The organism is Methylobacterium sp. TK26, from assembly GCF_055361565.1.
In genome coordinates this window covers 1,654,008-1,669,184 of the sequence record NZ_CM143965.1, presented here as the reverse complement: position 1 = coordinate 1,669,184, position 15,177 = coordinate 1,654,008, and the positions used below count along the sequence as shown (strand labels likewise).

Annotated in this window: 14 protein-coding genes; 13 read left to right on the top strand and 1 reads right to left on the bottom strand. The window is 71.0% G+C overall.

The features are described from left to right. The 3 genes from ACXJ1Y_RS08075 (at position 1) to murD (ending at position 4,058) form a co-directional block, all read left to right on the top strand. Positions 1 to 1,449: a UDP-N-acetylmuramoylalanyl-D-glutamyl-2,6-diaminopimelate--D-alanyl-D-alanine ligase gene (locus tag ACXJ1Y_RS08075; RefSeq protein WP_463849551.1), complete on the top strand. Its 1,449-nt coding sequence runs from the start codon at positions 1 to 3 to the stop codon at positions 1,447 to 1,449. A gap of 46 nt (positions 1,450 to 1,495) precedes the next feature. Next, positions 1,496 to 2,581, top strand: coding sequence for a phospho-N-acetylmuramoyl-pentapeptide-transferase (gene mraY / locus ACXJ1Y_RS08070; protein ID WP_342166257.1), 1,086 nt, complete (start codon positions 1,496 to 1,498; stop codon positions 2,579 to 2,581). 115 nt (positions 2,582 to 2,696) lie between these two features. Continuing rightward, the gene (murD, locus tag ACXJ1Y_RS08065; RefSeq protein WP_463849550.1) at positions 2,697 to 4,058 is read left to right on the top strand and encodes a UDP-N-acetylmuramoyl-L-alanine--D-glutamate ligase; all 1,362 of its coding nucleotides are present in this window, start codon (positions 2,697 to 2,699) and stop codon (positions 4,056 to 4,058) included. Here murD and ACXJ1Y_RS08060 read toward each other — a convergent pair. After that, positions 4,055 to 5,530, bottom strand: a complete 1,476-nt coding sequence (locus ACXJ1Y_RS08060; RefSeq protein WP_463849549.1) for a methyl-accepting chemotaxis protein — start codon at positions 5,528 to 5,530, stop codon at positions 4,055 to 4,057. The genes murD and ACXJ1Y_RS08060 overlap by 4 nt on opposite strands. Positions 5,531 to 5,793: 263 nt before the next feature. Here ACXJ1Y_RS08060 and ACXJ1Y_RS08055 point away from each other — a divergent pair, with 263 nt between their 5' ends. From ACXJ1Y_RS08055 to ftsA, 10 genes are read left to right on the top strand one after another with little or no spacing between them, the layout of a single operon-like run. Beyond that, positions 5,794 to 6,969: an FtsW/RodA/SpoVE family cell cycle protein gene (locus tag ACXJ1Y_RS08055; protein WP_463849548.1), complete on the top strand. Its 1,176-nt coding sequence runs from the start codon at positions 5,794 to 5,796 to the stop codon at positions 6,967 to 6,969. Next, complete coding sequence (gene murG / locus ACXJ1Y_RS08050; protein ID WP_463849547.1) at positions 6,966 to 8,075, top strand: undecaprenyldiphospho-muramoylpentapeptide beta-N-acetylglucosaminyltransferase; 1,110 nt, start codon at positions 6,966 to 6,968, stop codon at positions 8,073 to 8,075. The genes ACXJ1Y_RS08055 and murG overlap by 4 nt, the downstream gene beginning before the upstream one ends. 42 nt (positions 8,076 to 8,117) lie before the next feature. Next, positions 8,118 to 9,521, top strand: coding sequence for a UDP-N-acetylmuramate--L-alanine ligase (gene murC, locus ACXJ1Y_RS08045; RefSeq protein ID WP_342166253.1), 1,404 nt, complete (start codon positions 8,118 to 8,120; stop codon positions 9,519 to 9,521). A 2-nt stretch (positions 9,522 to 9,523) separates the two neighbouring features. Further along, positions 9,524 to 10,300 (top strand): endonuclease domain-containing protein, encoded by a 777-nt coding sequence (locus ACXJ1Y_RS08040; protein ID WP_463849546.1) that lies wholly within the window; start codon positions 9,524 to 9,526, stop codon positions 10,298 to 10,300. Further along, entirely contained in the window at positions 10,297 to 11,226 is a 930-nt protein-coding gene (gene murB, locus ACXJ1Y_RS08035; RefSeq protein WP_463849545.1) for a UDP-N-acetylmuramate dehydrogenase, read from the top strand. Before ACXJ1Y_RS08040 ends, murB begins: the two co-directional genes overlap by 4 nt. Positions 11,227 to 11,251: 25 nt before the next feature. Further along, complete coding sequence (locus tag ACXJ1Y_RS08030) at positions 11,252 to 11,485, top strand: AbrB/MazE/SpoVT family DNA-binding domain-containing protein (protein ID WP_463849544.1); 234 nt, start codon at positions 11,252 to 11,254, stop codon at positions 11,483 to 11,485. Then, positions 11,472 to 11,870: a type II toxin-antitoxin system PemK/MazF family toxin gene (locus tag ACXJ1Y_RS08025; protein ID WP_463849543.1), complete on the top strand. Its 399-nt coding sequence runs from the start codon at positions 11,472 to 11,474 to the stop codon at positions 11,868 to 11,870. Before ACXJ1Y_RS08030 ends, ACXJ1Y_RS08025 begins: the two co-directional genes overlap by 14 nt. Continuing rightward, positions 11,867 to 12,787 carry a D-alanine--D-alanine ligase gene (locus ACXJ1Y_RS08020; protein WP_463849542.1) on the top strand — a complete coding sequence of 307 codons (921 nt, stop codon included), beginning with the start codon at positions 11,867 to 11,869 and terminating at the stop codon, positions 12,785 to 12,787. Before ACXJ1Y_RS08025 ends, ACXJ1Y_RS08020 begins: the two co-directional genes overlap by 4 nt. Beyond that, the gene (locus ACXJ1Y_RS08015) at positions 12,754 to 13,716 is read left to right on the top strand and encodes a cell division protein FtsQ/DivIB (RefSeq protein ID WP_463849541.1); all 963 of its coding nucleotides are present in this window, start codon (positions 12,754 to 12,756) and stop codon (positions 13,714 to 13,716) included. The genes ACXJ1Y_RS08020 and ACXJ1Y_RS08015 overlap by 34 nt, the downstream gene beginning before the upstream one ends. A gap of 59 nt (positions 13,717 to 13,775) precedes the next feature. Continuing rightward, positions 13,776 to 15,101 (top strand): cell division protein FtsA, encoded by a 1,326-nt coding sequence (gene ftsA / locus ACXJ1Y_RS08010; RefSeq protein WP_463849540.1) that lies wholly within the window; start codon positions 13,776 to 13,778, stop codon positions 15,099 to 15,101. Positions 15,102 to 15,177: the final 76 nt, after the last annotated feature.

The window sequence follows — 15,177 nt, the reverse complement described above, 5'->3', positions numbered from 1 at the left end:
TTGACCGCACTCTGGACCCCGGACGCCCTCGAAGCGGCCACGGGCGGCCGCTGGATCGGCGAGCGCCGGCCCGTGTCGGGCGCCTCCATCGACACCCGGACCCTTCAGCCCGGCGACCTGTTCTTCGCCATCCGGGGCGAGGCGCGGGACGGGCACGATTTCGTCGCCCAGGCGCTCGGCAAGGGCGCCGGGGCCGCCGTGGTCGCCGAGGGCCGCGCGGCCGCGTGCGAGGGCCCGGTCCTCGCCGTGGCGGGGGAGGGCGCCGACCCGGTTCTCACCGCCATGGAGCGGATCGGCCGCGCCGCCCGCGCCCGCAGCGAGGCGCAGGTCGTCGCCGTCACGGGCTCGGTCGGCAAGACCGGCACCAAGGAGGCCCTGCGCCACGTCCTCTCGGGGCAGGGGGCGACGCACGCCTCGGCGGCCTCCTACAACAACCACTGGGGCGTGCCCCTGACCCTGGCGCGGATGCCGGAGGAGGCGCGGTTCGGCGTCTTCGAGATCGGCATGAACCACGCCCACGAGATCCTGCCGCTGACCGGCATGGTCCGGCCGCAGGTGGCGCTCGTCGTCACCGTGGAGCCGGTGCATGTCGAGCACTTCCCCTCGGTCTCGGCCATCGCCGACGCGAAGGGCGAGATCTTCGCCGGCCTGGAGCCCGGCGGGGTGGCGGTGATCAACCGCGACAACCCCCATTACGAGCGCCTCGCCGCCCATGCCATGGCCTCGCGGGCCGGGCGGATCGTCAGCTTCGGCGAGCATCCGCAGGCCGATGTCCGCGCCAACCGGATCGTGCTCCGCCCCGACCTGTCGGTGGTCGATGCCAGCGTGATGGGGCAGCCCGTCACCTACAAGCTCGGCACGGCGGGCCGCCACACGGCGCTCAATTCGCTGGGCGTGATGGCGGTGGTCCATTCGCTCGGCGCCGACCTCGCCGCCGCCGCCCTGTCCCTCGCCGCCCTCGCGCCGCCCGCCGGCCGGGGCGAGCGCACGGCGCTGGAGATGGAGAACGGCACCGCGTGGCTCATCGACGAGAGCTACAACGCCAACCCCGCCGCCGTCCGCGCGGCGCTGGCCACCCTCAGCGGCATCGAGACCGGCCCCCGCGGCCGGCGCATCGCCGTGCTCGGCGACATGCTGGAACTCGGCCCGACCAGCCCCGACCTGCATCGCGGCCTCGCCGCCTCCGTCGAGGCGGCCGGGATCGACCTCGTCTTCGCGGCCGGGCCGCTCACCCGCAACCTCTACGAGGCCCTGCCCGTGAGCCGGCGCGGCGCGGTGGCCGCGACCGCCGCCGACCTGATCGAGCCCCTCACCCGGACCCTGCGCCCCGGCGACGCCGTGATGGTCAAGGGCTCCAACGGCAGCCGCATGGGCCGGATTGTCGAGGCGCTCAAAGGCCGTTACGCCGCGCCGCACACGCGCCGCGACCCGGTCGTCGCCCTTCCCTGAGCGGCCCTGCCGCCTCCCCGCCTGAACAGAGGGGCCCCGCGCCCGGATGCTTTACCTTCTCTCGGACCTGAGCAGCACCTTCACGCCGCTCAACGTCTTCCGCTACATCACCTTCCGCGCCGGCGGCGCGATGTTCACCGCCGGCCTGTTCGTGTTCTGGTTCGGGCCCTGGATCATTTCCCTGCTGCGCCTGCGCCAGGGCAAGGGCCAGCCGATCCGCGAGGACGGGCCGCAGACCCACCTGCTTACCAAGCGCGGCACGCCGACCATGGGCGGGCTGATGATCCTGGCCGGGTTCATCGTGGCGGTGCTGCTCTGGACGAACCCGCGCAACCACTACGTCTGGATCACCCTCACCGTGACCCTCGGCTTCGGGGCGATCGGCTTCTACGACGACTACCTCAAGGTCACGAAGCAGTCGCACAAGGGCTTCTCCGGCAAGTTCCGGCTGGGTCTCGAAGGGCTGATCGCCGTGGCCGCCTGCGTGACGATCGCGGCCTATTCGCCGCTCACGCTGCAGAACCAGCTCGCCTTCCCCGTCCTCAAGGACGCGCTCCTCAACCTCGGCCTGCTCTATCCGATCTTCGGCGCCTTCGTGATCGTCGGCTCGGGCAACGCGGTGAACATGACCGACGGGCTCGACGGCCTCGCCATCGTGCCGGTGATGATCGCCTGCGCCACGTTCGGCGTCATCGCCTACCTCGTCGGCAACTCCTTCACCGCGAGCTACCTGCAGGTGAACTACGTCCGCGACACGGGCGAACTCGCCGTGGTCTGCGGCGCGGTGGTCGGGGCGGGCCTCGGCTTCCTGTGGTTCAATGCGCCGCCCGCGCAGATCTTCATGGGCGACACCGGCTCGCTGGCGCTCGGCGGCCTGCTCGGCACCATCGCGGTCGCCACCAAGCACGAGATCGTGCTGGCGGTGGTCGGCGGCCTGTTCGTCTTGGAGATGATGTCGGTCATCATCCAGGTCGCCTCGTTCAAGCTCACGGGCAAGCGGGTCTTCCGCATGGCGCCGATCCACCACCATTTCGAGCAGAAGGGCTGGAAGGAGCCGCAGGTCGTGATCCGCTTCTGGATCATCGCCGTGATCCTGGCCATGGCGGGCCTCGCCACGCTCAAGCTGCGCTGAGGGCATTTCCACCGCAGGCGTGGTACAAGTCCTTCGAGACACGGCCTTTCCCGGCCTGACACCGGGGAACGGGGAACGGCCGTGTCGTGCCGGTATCCCTCGTTACGAGTCTCGCATGACCCCCGTCACCACTTTCGCCGGCCGACGAGTCGCCCTGTTCGGCCTCGGCGGCTCGGGGCTCGCCACGGCCCGCGCGCTGATCGCGGGCGGAGCCGAGATCCTGGCCTGGGACGACGGCGCGGAGGGCGTCGCCAAGGCGCAAGGGGAGGGGATCCCCACCGCCGACCTGCGCGAGCAGGACTGGTCGGGCTTCGCCGCCCTGGTCCTCGCGCCGGGCGTGCCCCTCACCCATCCCGAGCCCCATTGGAGCGTGCGGCTCGCGCAAGGGGCCGGCGTCGAGATCGTCGGCGACATCGAATTGTTCTGCCGCGAGCGCCGGGCCGTCGCCCCGGGCGCGCCCTTCGTGGCGATCACCGGCACCAACGGCAAGTCGACCACCACGGCGCTCATCGCCCACGTCCTGGGCCAGGCGGGCCGCGACGTGCAGATGGGCGGCAACATCGGCACCGCGATCCTCTCCCTCGCCCCGCCGGATGCCGCCCGCGTCCACGTGATCGAGATGTCCTCGTTCCAGATCGACCTGACGCCCTCCCTCGACCCGAGCGTCGGCGTGCTGATGAACATCACCCCGGACCATCTCGACCGCCACGGCACGATGGAGCAATACGCCGCCATCAAGGAGCGGCTGATCCGGGGCGCGGACCTCGCCGTCGTCGGCATCGACGACGCGCCGAGCCGGGCCATCGCCGACCGGCGGGGCGAGCGGCTGGTGCGGGTCCATGTCGGGGCCGGCGCGGCGCAGGGCGACGGGCTCTGCGTCGCCGAGGGCCATGTCCGCGACGCCTCGGGCGAGGATCTGGCCGACGTGAACGGCATCGGCTCCCTGCGCGGCGCCCATAACTGGCAGAACGCGGCGGTCGCCGTCGCCGTCGCCCAGGCGCTCGGCGTCGCGCCGGAGCAGATCCGCGCCGGCCTCACCTCCTTCCCCGGCCTGCCCCACCGGATGGAGGAGGTCGGCCGCCGGGGGCACGTGCTGTTCGTGAACGACTCGAAGGCGACCAACGCGGATTCGACCGAGAAGGCGCTCACCGCCTTCCGCGACATCCACTGGATCCTCGGCGGCAAGGCCAAGGACGGGGGCATCTTCCCCCTGGTCCCGTATTTCGAGCGGGTGGCCCATGCCTACCTGATCGGCGCCGCCTCCGACGCCTTCGCGGCGACGCTGGAAGGCGCCGTGCCCTACACCCGCTGCGGCACCCTCGACGTGGCGGTGGAGAAGGCGGCGGAGAACGCCGCCGCCTCCGGCGCGCCGGAGCCGGTGGTGCTGCTCTCCCCGGCCTGCGCCTCCTACGACCAGTTCCGCAACTTCGAGATCCGGGGCGACCGGTTCCGCGAGCTGGTCCGGGGGCTTCTCTAGCGCGCCAGCACCCGCGCCGCCTCGCGGGTGGTGCCGACCGCTTGCCGGACCTGGGCGACGGCGGCGCCGATGGCGCCGATATTGCCGGTGATGTCGGTGACGGCGCCGGCGGCGCTCTGCATGTTCTCGGCGAGGTCGCGGGTCACGGCGCTCTGCTCCTCGATGGCGGCGGCGGTGGCCACCACGGTCTCGCGCATGATCGAGACCGACGCGCCGATCGAGCCGAGGGCCCCGACCACCTCCTGCGAGACCCGCTGCACGCTGGCGATCTCGCTGTTGATCTGCCCCGTGGCGCGGGCGGCCTGATCGGCCAGGGCCTTCACCTCGGAGGCGACCACCGCGAAGCCGCGCCCGGCCTCGCCCGCGCGGGCGGCCTCGATGGTCGCGTTCAGCGCCAGGAGGTTGATCTGGCCCGCGATGTTCTGGATCAGGCTGACGATGCCGGACATCGCGGTCGCCGTGTCGGCGAGGCGTTTCGTGTGGGCGTCGGCATCCTGGACGCAGGCATAGGCGGTGTCGGTGGCCCCCTGCGAGCGCACGATGCTCTGGGACATCTCCGCCACGGAGGCCGCCAGCTCCTCGGCCGCCGCCGCCACGGTCTGGACGTTGCCGGAGGTCGAATCCGCCGCCGCCGAGGCGAGGGTCGCGGCCTTGGACGAGTGCGTGACCGCCTGCTCGATCTCGCCGAAATTCCGGTCGATCAGCAGGCGCAGGTCGGCGAGCAGCCGGACCTGATCCGTGATGTCGGTGGCGAACTTCACCACCTTGTAGGGCTTGCCGCTGGCATCGAGGATCGGGTTGTAGGACGCCTGGATCCAGACCTCGCGCCCGCCCTTGCCGATGCGGCGGAACTGCGCCGCCTGATAGGTCCCGTTGCGCAGGGCGACCCAGAACGCCCGGTAGGTCTCGCTCTCCCGGTAGCCCGGCTCGACGAACAGGCTGTGATGCCGCCCGACGACCTCGTCGCGGGTATAGCCCATCACCGTCAGGAAGTTGTCGTTCGCATCGAGCACGGCCCCGTCGAGGTCGAAGGTGATGACGGCCTGGACCTTGTTGATCGCTGCGATCTGGCCGGCACGGTCGGCCTCCTCGGTGCGCTGCTGCGTGATGTCGGTGGCGAACTTCACCACCTTGTAGGGCTTGCCGCCGGAATCGAGGATCGGGTTGTAGGACGCCTGGATCCAGATCGCCCGGCCGCCGCGCCCGACCCGCCGGAATTGCCCGGATTCGAAGGCCCCGGCGCGCAGGCGCTCCCAGAACGCCCGGTAGGCGTCCGAGTCCCGCTCGGCCGGGTCCATGAACAGGCTGTGATGCTGGCCGACGATCTCCGGGAGCGTGTAGCCGACGGCATCGAGGAAGTTCGCGTTCGCCGCGAGGATCCGCCCCGTGAGGTCGAATTCGATGATCCCCTGAACGCGGTCGAGGGCCGAGAGCTTGGCACGGGACTCTCGGGTGTTCAGGCTGGCGAACATGACGGATCGACTCACGCTCTACGGGTCGAACGCGTGGCGTTCGAGACCGCTGGAAAGTATTACACCTTTAAGTTGCATTCTCCGGCTTAACATAGAGTATATTGGTCGTGCGCATCCTTCGCGGACGCGATGCAAATGCCCGTAACCGAACGGCTGGCTGGGCTGAGCGCGAAGGACCATAAGCCTCCGTTTACCATTCCTGCACAGGATCCGGCCCGACCCGCGCGGATCGGCTTCCGCGCGGCCTGGAGTGGTTGTCCGGCATGATGTCGCGCGCGGAACGCACCCCCCTGACGGATTGGTGGTGGACGGTCGATCGCGGCCTCCTCGCGGCGCTCGTCGCCCTGATGGTGGCCGGGCTGGTCTTCCTGATGGGCGGTGGGCCGCCGGTCGCCGAGCGCATCGGGCTGCCGACCTTCTACTTCCTGAACCGTCAGGCGATGTATCTCGCGCCCACAGTGCTGATCATCTGCGCGGTGTCGTTCCTGAGCCTGCGCGGCATCCGGCGGCTCGCCCTGTTCACCTGGCTCTCGGGGGTCGCGCTCTGCCTGCTCGCCGTGAAGGTCGGGCCGGAGATCAAGGGCGCGCATCGCTGGATCCAGTTCGGCTCCCTCGGCCTCCAGCCCTCCGAGTTCGTGAAGCCCGCCTTCGTGGTGGTGGCCGCCTGGGCCTTCTCCGAGGGCGCCCAGCGGCGGGACATGCCGGGCGGCGTGCTCGGCCTGCTGATCCTGCCCGTCACCATCGTCCCGCTGCTGCTGCAGCCGGATTTCGGCCAGACCATGCTCATCACCATGACGTGGTCGGCGCTGCTCTTCGTAGCGGGCCTGCACCTGATCTGGGTCGCCGCGCTCGGCGTCTTCGGCCTCGCCGGCGTCTTCGCCGCCTACACGTTCTTCCACCACGTCCGCGAGCGCTTCAACAAGTTCCTCGACCGGGGCGACGACGGCGCGGGCGGCGGCTTCCAGGAATTCTGGTCGCGCGAATCCTTCCGCTCGGGAAGCTGGTTCGGCACCGGCCCGGGGGAGGGCGTCGCCAAGCGCCACCTGCCCGACGCCCATACCGACTTCCTGTTCTCGGTGATCGGCGAGGAATTCGGCGTCATCATCTGCCTGTGCCTCGTGGCCCTGTTCGCCTACATCGTGCTGCGCGGCCTCAAGCTCGCCCGGCGCACGGACGACACGTTCTCGCGGCTGGCGATCACGGGCCTCGCAACCCTGTTCGGCTTGCAGGCGTGCATCAACATGGCGGTGAACACCCAACTCATGCCGGCCAAGGGCATGACGCTCCCCTTCGTCTCCTTCGGCGGCTCGTCGATGTTCTCGCTGGCGCTCGGCACCGGCTTCCTCGTGGCCCTCACCCGCAAGCGCCCGCGCACGGTGATGCTCAGCCAGAAGCCGCCGGGCACGGCCCCCTCGGCCGTCGCCGGGGTGAAGCAATGACCGTCCTGACCCCCACCATCCTGCTCTGCGCGGGCGGGACCGGCGGCCATCTCTTCCCGGCCGAAAGCCTCGCCCACGCCCTCCGGGCACGGGGCGTGCGCGTCGTGCTCGCCACGGACGCGCGGGTCGATTCCATCGCCACCGGCTTCCCGGCCTCGGAGATCGTCACCATCCGCTCCGCGACGCCGTCGGGCCGCAACATGCTGAAGCGCGCGGCGGCCGTCGTCACCCTGGGGCGGGGATTCGGCGACGCCGCCAAGGCGATCCGCCGGATCAACCCGGCGGCGGTCGTCGGCTTCGGCGGCTATCCGACCGTGCCGCCCGTCCTGGCCGCTCAACTTCTACGTGTGCCCACCCTCCTGCACGAGCAGAACGCGGTGATGGGCCGGGCCAACGGCTTCCTGGCGCGGGGCGCGCGGACCATCGCCACCGGCTTCCGCGAGGTCCGGGGCATCCCGGACAAGGCGACCGCCCGGCGCGTCCACACCGGCAACCCCCTGCGGCCGGCGGTGATCGAGGCGGCGCGCCTTCCCTACCCCGCCTTCGGGGAGGGGGACGTGCTGCGGCTCCTCGTGTTCGGCGGCAGCCAGGGCGCGCGGATCATGGGCGAGATCGTCCCGCCGGCCCTGGAGCGCCTGCCCGCCGGCCTGCGGGCGCGCCTGCACGTCACACAGCAGGTGCGGCCCGAGGACCTGACGGCGGTGCAGAACCGCTACCTCGCCATGGGCCTCGCCGGCCTGGAGGCGGCCCCGTTCTTCAAGGACCTGCCGGCCCGGATGGCGGCGAGCCACCTCGTGGTCTCGCGCTCCGGCGCCTCGACCGTCTCGGAACTCGCCGCCATCGGCCGTCCCTCGGTGCTGGTGCCGCTGCCGGGCGCCCTCGATCAGGATCAGGCGGCCAACGCCGCGACCCTGGAGGCGATCGGCGCGGCCCTGGTCCTGAAGCAGACCGCCTTCACCCCCGACCGGCTCGCCGCCGACCTCGTGGAGATGTGCGAGAACCCGGCGAAATTGACCCGGGCCGCCGATGCGGCGAGAAGCGCAGGCATTCACGACGCCGCCGAGCGGCTGGCCGAGGTCGTCGTCGAGACGGCGGCCCATCCCTGATCGCCGCGCCGTTGCGCCCGGTCCCGCACAGGTCTGACACCCATGAAGCTGCCCGAAAAACTCGGCCCCATCCACTTCATCGGCATCGGCGGCATCGGCATGTCCGGCATCGCCGAGGTGATGCACAACCTCGGCTACACGGTTCAGGGCTCGGACGCCTCGGACAACGCCAACGTCCGCCGCCTCGCGGCCAAGGGCATGCGCACCTTCGTGGGGCATGACGCGGCCAACGTCGCCGAGGCCGGGCTCGTCGTCGTCTCGACGGCGATCCGCCGCGACAACCCCGAGCTCGAAGCCGCCCGCGAGGCCCGCCTGCCGGTGGTGCGCCGCGCCGAGATGCTGGCCGAGCTGATGCGGTTCAAGTCCTGCGTCGCGGTGGCCGGCACCCACGGCAAGACCACCACCACCTCCCTGGTGGCGACCCTCCTCGATGCCGGCAACCTCGACCCGACCGTCATCAACGGCGGCATCATCAACGCCTACGGCACCAACGCCCGCATGGGCGCGGGCGACTGGATGGTGGTGGAGGCCGACGAATCGGACGGCACCTTCCTCAAGCTGCCGGCCGATGTCGCCATCGTCACCAACATCGACCCCGAGCATCTGGACCATTTCGGCTCGTTCGACGCGATCAAGGACGCGTTCCGGCGCTTCATCGACAACATCCCGTTCTACGGCTTCGCGGTGATGTGCATCGACCATCCGGTGGTGCAGGACCTCGTCGGCCATATCGAGGACCGGCGGATCATCACCTACGGCGAGAACCCGCAGGCGGATGTGCGCCTGATCGACGTCGACCTGCGCGGCGGCCAGAGCAAGTTCCGGGTGATGATCCGCGACCGTCGCCCCGGCTACCGGATGGAGATGGAGGACCTCGTCCTTCCGATGCCGGGCAAGCACAATGCGCTCAACGCCACGGCGGCGCTGGCGGTGGCCCACGAGCTCGGCGTGAAGCCCGACGCGATCCGCAACGCGCTCGCCGGCTTCGGCGGCGTGAAGCGGCGCTTCACCCGCACGGGCGAGTGGAACGGCGCGGCGATCTTCGACGATTACGGGCACCATCCGGTGGAGATCAAGGCGGTGCTGAAGGCGGCCCGCGCCTCGACGGATCACGGGGTGATCGCGGTGGTGCAGCCGCACCGCTACACGCGGCTCCAATCGCTGTTCGACGATTTCTGCACCTGCTTCAACGATGCCGACACGGTGATCGTCGCCCCGGTCTACGCGGCGGGAGAGGCGCCCATCGAGGGCTTCGACCGCGACAGCCTCGTGGCGGGCCTGCGCTCGCGCGGCCATCGGGACGCCCGCGCCCTGGAGCGGCCGGAGGATCTGGCGGGGATCGTGGCGGACCTCGCCAAATCCGGCGACTACGTCGTGTGCCTCGGCGCCGGCACGATCACCCAATGGGCCTACGCCCTGCCGGGCGAGCTGGCCGCGCGGGGGTGAGGGTGGACGGGGCCGAGGCCGAACGCACGCGATTCCGGCGGCACCTGCGCGTGTCGCTGACGGAAGCGGAGCGCCGCCTCTGGTATCGCCTCCGCGACCGCCGCCTCTCCGGTTTCAAGTTCGTCCGCCAGGAAGGAATCGGCCGCTACGTGGCCGATTTCTGTTGCCGGGAGGAACGGCTGATCGTCGAAGTCGATGGCGGACAGCACGCCGAGAGCGAGCACGACCGCCTTCGCGACGCGTGGCTGAGCGCGCAGGGCTACCGCGTGCTCCGCTTCTGGAACGCCGAAGTGATGAGCAAGACCATCGAAGTTCTTGACACCATCCTCGCCGCACTCCCCCCCTCTCCCCGCCTGCGGGGAGAGGGCCGAGCCCCCCTTGTCGGGGGCGAGGCGAGCCCGAAGGGCGACGGTGAGGGAGCCACGACGGACGTGACTCCTCCGGCCACCACCCCTCACCCCCGGCTGCCGCCTCGTTTCGCCGACGACAAGGTCGGCAAAACCCTCTCCCCGCCTGCGGGGAGAGGAGAGAACACGTTCGTCTCCCTTCGCACCGGGAGCGGATACGCCGCGCTTCCCCCCTCTCCCCGCCTGCGGGGAGAGGGCCGAGCCCCTCTTGTCGGGGGCGAGGCGAGCCCGAAGGGCGACGGTGAGGGGGCCACGACGGACGTGACTCCTCCGGCCACCACCCCTCACCCCCGGCTGCCGCCTCGTTTCGCCGACGACAAGGTCGGCAAAACCCTCTCCCCGTCAGCGGGGAGAGGGGGAGAACACATATGACATCGCTTCACGACACGATCCGCGCCGCCGCGCCCGGCCTTCGGGGCCGGCTGGTGGCCGGGGCGAGCTTGGCCGACCTGACGTGGTTCCGCGTCGGGGGGCCGGCAGAGGTGCTCTTCACCCCCGCCGACGAGGAAGACCTCGCCGCCCTGCTCGCCATCCTCGACCCCGCCGTGCCGGTGACGGTGATCGGGCTGGGCTCGAACCTAATCGTGCGCGACGGCGGCATCCCCGGCGTGACGGTGCGCCTCGGCGGCAAGGCCTTCGGCACCGTCACCATCGACGGCGAGACGATCGCCGCCGGCACCGCCGTGCCCGACATGCGCCTCGCCAAGGCGGCGGCGGAAGCCAGCCTCGACGGGCTCGCCTTCTATCGCGGCATCCCCGGCTCGGTGGGCGGGGCGCTGCGCATGAATGCCGGCGCCCATGGTGGCGAGACCACCGACGTGTTCGTGGAGGCGCGGGGCGTCGACCGCCAGGGCAACCTGCGCCGGTTCGACCACGGCCAGATGGGCTTTTCCTATCGCCACTGCGCGGCGCCGGAGGACGTGATCTTCACCCAAGCCCTGTTCCGGGGCCGCCCCGGCGAGCGCGAGGCCATCGAGGCCGAGATGGAGCGCGTCACCGCCGCCCGCGAGGCCGCCCAGCCGATCCGCGAGCGCACCGGCGGCTCAACCTTCGCCAACCCGGAGGGCGGCAAGGCGTGGCAACTCATCGACGCCGCCGGCTGCCGGGGCCTGACCCGGGGCGGCGCGCAGGTCAGCGAGATGCACTGCAACTTCCTGATCAATCGCGGCGGCGCCACCGCCGCCGACATCGAGGGCCTCGGCGAGGAGGTCCGCCGCCGGGTTCGCGAGACCAGCGGGGTCGCGCTGCGCTGGGAGATCAAGCGGATCGGTGTTGAGGCCAACACCGTAAGTCGGTAAGATGTAAGTCGAACGGTCCAGCGCCATGCCCGCACAGACATCCCGTACGGCGTATTCGAAGGTCTCGGTGAAGAGCCAGACCGTGCTGCCGGCCGAGGTGCGCGAGACGCTGTCCATCGGCCCCGGCGACCGGCTCCGTTACGTGATCACGCCGGAGGGGGTTACGATCGACAAGGCTCCGGCCGAGGGGGAGGACCCCTTCGTCGCCTTCACCGAATGGGGCGGGCCGATCGATGACGAAGACTATGCCGACCTCTGACCCCGGCGACCTTCCGGCCGGCACGGTGGTCGTCGTGCCGTTCCCCTATTCCGACCGGCTGGCCGAGAAGCGGCGCCCGGCCCTGGTCGTCTCCGGTCCGGCGGTGGCGGCGTCGGGCTTCGTCTGGATCGCGATGATCACCAGCGCGCGGAACACCGCGCTCGCCACGGATGTCCAAATCGACGATCTCCCGGCGGCCGGTCTCGCCGTCCCGTCGGTCGTCCGGCCCTCGAAGATCGCCTGCATCGAGCCCGCCCGCATCCTGCGGGCCATCGGCGCCCTGCGGCACGACACGGCGGCAGAGGTCTATGCCTGCCTTCATGGAATGATCGGGGCGGCAGCCGGCGTCCCGAACCCGTCCCTCTCTCCGGAGCCCTCCCCATGACCCGTCACGTCGCCGTCCTGATGGGGGGCTCGTCCTCCGAGCGCGAGGTCTCGCTGAATTCCGGCAAGGCCTGCGCCGACGCCCTGGAAGGGGAGGGGTACAAAGTCACGCGGATCGATGTCGGGCCCGACGTCGCGACCGTGCTCGCCGGGCTCCGGCCGGACGTCGCCTTCAACGCCCTGCACGGGCCGGACGGCGAGGACGGCACGATCCAGGGCCTCCTGGAAATCCTGAAGATTCCCTATTCCCATTCCGGCGTCCTCGCCTCGGCGCTCGCCATGGACAAGGAGCGCGCCAAGGTCGTCATGCGCGCGGCCGGCGTCGATGTGCCCGGCGGCCGGGTCGTTAACCGCATGGAGGCCGCCCGCGAGCACGTCCTGCCTCCGCCTTATGTGATCAAGCCCGTGTCGGAAGGCTCGTCCATGGGGGTGATCATCGTGCGCGACGGGCGCTCGCATCCGCCCCAGATCCTCGCCTCGGACGAGTGGCGCTTCGGCGACCAAGTCCTTGCGGAACCTTACATTGCCGGCCGCGAGCTGACCTGCGGGGTCATGGGCGACAAGCCCCTCGGCGTCATCGAAGTGAAGGCCGCCACCGAGTGGTACGATTATGACGCCAAGTACGCGCCGGGGGGTTCGATCCATGTCCTCCCGGCAGAACTTAAACCAAATGTTTACCAGCGCGTCCAAGAGTTGGCGTTAACGGCGCATCAAGCGCTGGGCTGTCGGGGCGTCAGCCGTGCCGACCTTCGCTACGACGACACGCCGGGGGGAACCGGCGCGCTGGTCGTGTTGGAGGTCAACACGCAACCCGGCATGACCCAGACGAGCCTTGTGCCGGATATGGCGGCCCATGCGGGCCTGAGTTTCGGTGAGCTCGTCCGATGGATGGTGGAGGACGCTTCCCTGAATCGCTGACCCCGGGTCCTGCCCGGGCGGCGGGCACCCCTGCGCGGTTCGCGGGGAACCCGCTCCTGCGATTCGCTTCGCGCTTTCCCTCCCGCGCCCTCTCGGTGCGGCGGGTGCGCGGTGGCCAGTCCATGGCCGACCGCCTGCCCCGGGGCGCGGGCGTCGTCGCCGTCTCCGTCTCCCTCGCCGCCGTGTCGCTGGCCGGCTTCGTCGCCAGCGGCCGCTACGATTCCTTCGTCATCGAGCAGGGGCGCCCCCTCGACGTGGCGGCCCGCGTCCTCGGCTTCGGGGTGAAGCGGGTGACGATCACCGGCATCTCCCGGATGTACGAGCGCGAGGTCCTGGCCGCCGCCGGGATCGACTGGCGCTCCTCCGTGCCCTTCCTCGACGTGAACGAGGCGCGCGAACGGCTCCTGCGGGTGCCGCTGATCGCCCAGGCCTCGGTCCGCAAGATCTACCCGAACGACATCGCCATCACCCAGGTCGAGCGGGAGCCCGCCGCCCTGTGGCAGAAGGACGGCGTCATCAACGTCATCGCCGCCGACGGCACGGTGATCGACGCCATGCGCGACGACCGCTACGCCAGCCTGCCGCTGGTGGTGGGCGAGAACGCCAACGCCAAGCTGCCGGAATACCTCGCGCTGGTGTCCGCCGCCGGCCCGCTGGCCGACCGGATCAAGGCCGGCACCTATGTGTCGGGCCGCCGCTGGACCCTGAAGCTCGACGGCGTCGACGTGCGCCTGCCCGAGGACGACCCGGCCGGGGCGCTGGCCCGCCTCGTGAGGCTCGAACGCAACGAGCGGCTTCTGGAGAAGGACATCATCGCCGTCGACCTGCGCATGGCCGACCGGGTGGTGGTGCGCCTCACCGAAGAAGCCGCCGCCGCCCGCGCCGAGACGCAGCAACAGAACAAGAAGAAGCCGGGGGCGCCCACATGAGCCCCCGCCTCGCGCCCGCCTTCTCCCTCCGTCCCGCCTTTCGCGTCCGGTAGCGTTTCATGCACAGCCAACACGGCCTTACGCCGCGTCTGAAGCCGCTCTCGGCCCGCCGTTCGACGATCCTCTCGGTCCTCGACATCGGCACGAGCAAGGTGGTCTGCCTGATCGCGGAGCTTCAGCCCGCCGAGGCGCTCTCGACCCTGCGCGGACGGACCCACCTCGCGCGGATCATCGGCATCGGCCACCAGCGCTCCCTCGGCCTGAAGGGCGGCGCCATCGTCGACCTCGAGGCGGCCGAGGGCTCGATCCGCCAGGCGGTGCACGCCGCCGAGCGGATGGCCAAGGTCGAGGTCCAGTCGGTCATCGTGAACATGTCCGGCGGGCGCCTCGCCTCGCAGCATTTCCAGGCGCGGGTGAACGTGCGCTCCGGCAGCGTGACGGGCTCGGACGTGGAGCGCGTGCTCGAGACGGCGAGCGCCCACGGCGTCAGCCCCGGCCGCGCCGTGCTCCACGCCCTTCCCACCGGCTACGCCCTGGACGGGCAGGGCGCGGTGATCGACCCCTCGGGGATGATCGGAGAGGCCCTGGGCGTCGACCTGCACGTCGTCACCACCGAACTCGCCGCCGCGCGCAACGTGATGCTGGCGATCGAGCATTGCCATCTCGGCGTCGAGGCGGTGATCGCCACCCCCTACGCCGCCGGCCTCTCGGCCCTCGTGGACGACGAGGCGGAGATGGGCGTCTGCGTGGTGGACATGGGCGGCGGCACGACCAGCTTCGGCGTGTTCTCCGGCGGCCACCTCGTCCATTGCGACGCGGTGGCGGTGGGCGGCCACCACGTCACGATGGACATCGCCCGGGGGCTCTCGACCCGCGTCGCGGCGGCCGAGCGGCTGAAGACCCTCTACGGCTCGGCCATCTCCTCCCCCTCCGACGAGCGCGACATGATCGCGGTCCACGGGGTCGGCGAGGAGGAGGGCGACGCCCCGGCCCACATCCCGCGCTCGCAACTCGTGCGGATCATCAAGCCGCGGGTGGAAGAGGTGGTGGAGCTGGTCCGCGACCGGCTGCGCAACGCGGGCTTCGCCGCCCAGGCCGGGCGCCGGGTGGTGCTCACGGGCGGCGCGAGCCAACTCGTCGGCCTGCCGGAGGTGGCCCGGCGGGTGATGCAGGGGCAGGTCCGCATCGGGCGGCCCCTGGGAATCCGGGGCCTGCCGGAGGCGGCCAAGGGTCCGGCCTTCTCGGCGGCGGTCGGCCTGCTCGTCTACCCGCAGGTCGCCCACGCCGAATATTTCGAGCCACGCGGTCACGGCGCCTTCGCCGCGACCGGCACGGACCACCGATACCTTCCGCGGGTCGTCCGCTGGATCAGGGACAGCTTCTAACGGTCCGCGCCCCGCAAGGGGCGGGGAGCGACACCAGGAAAACCGGCGCCGCGAGGCGCCAAGCGACAGCGAAGTT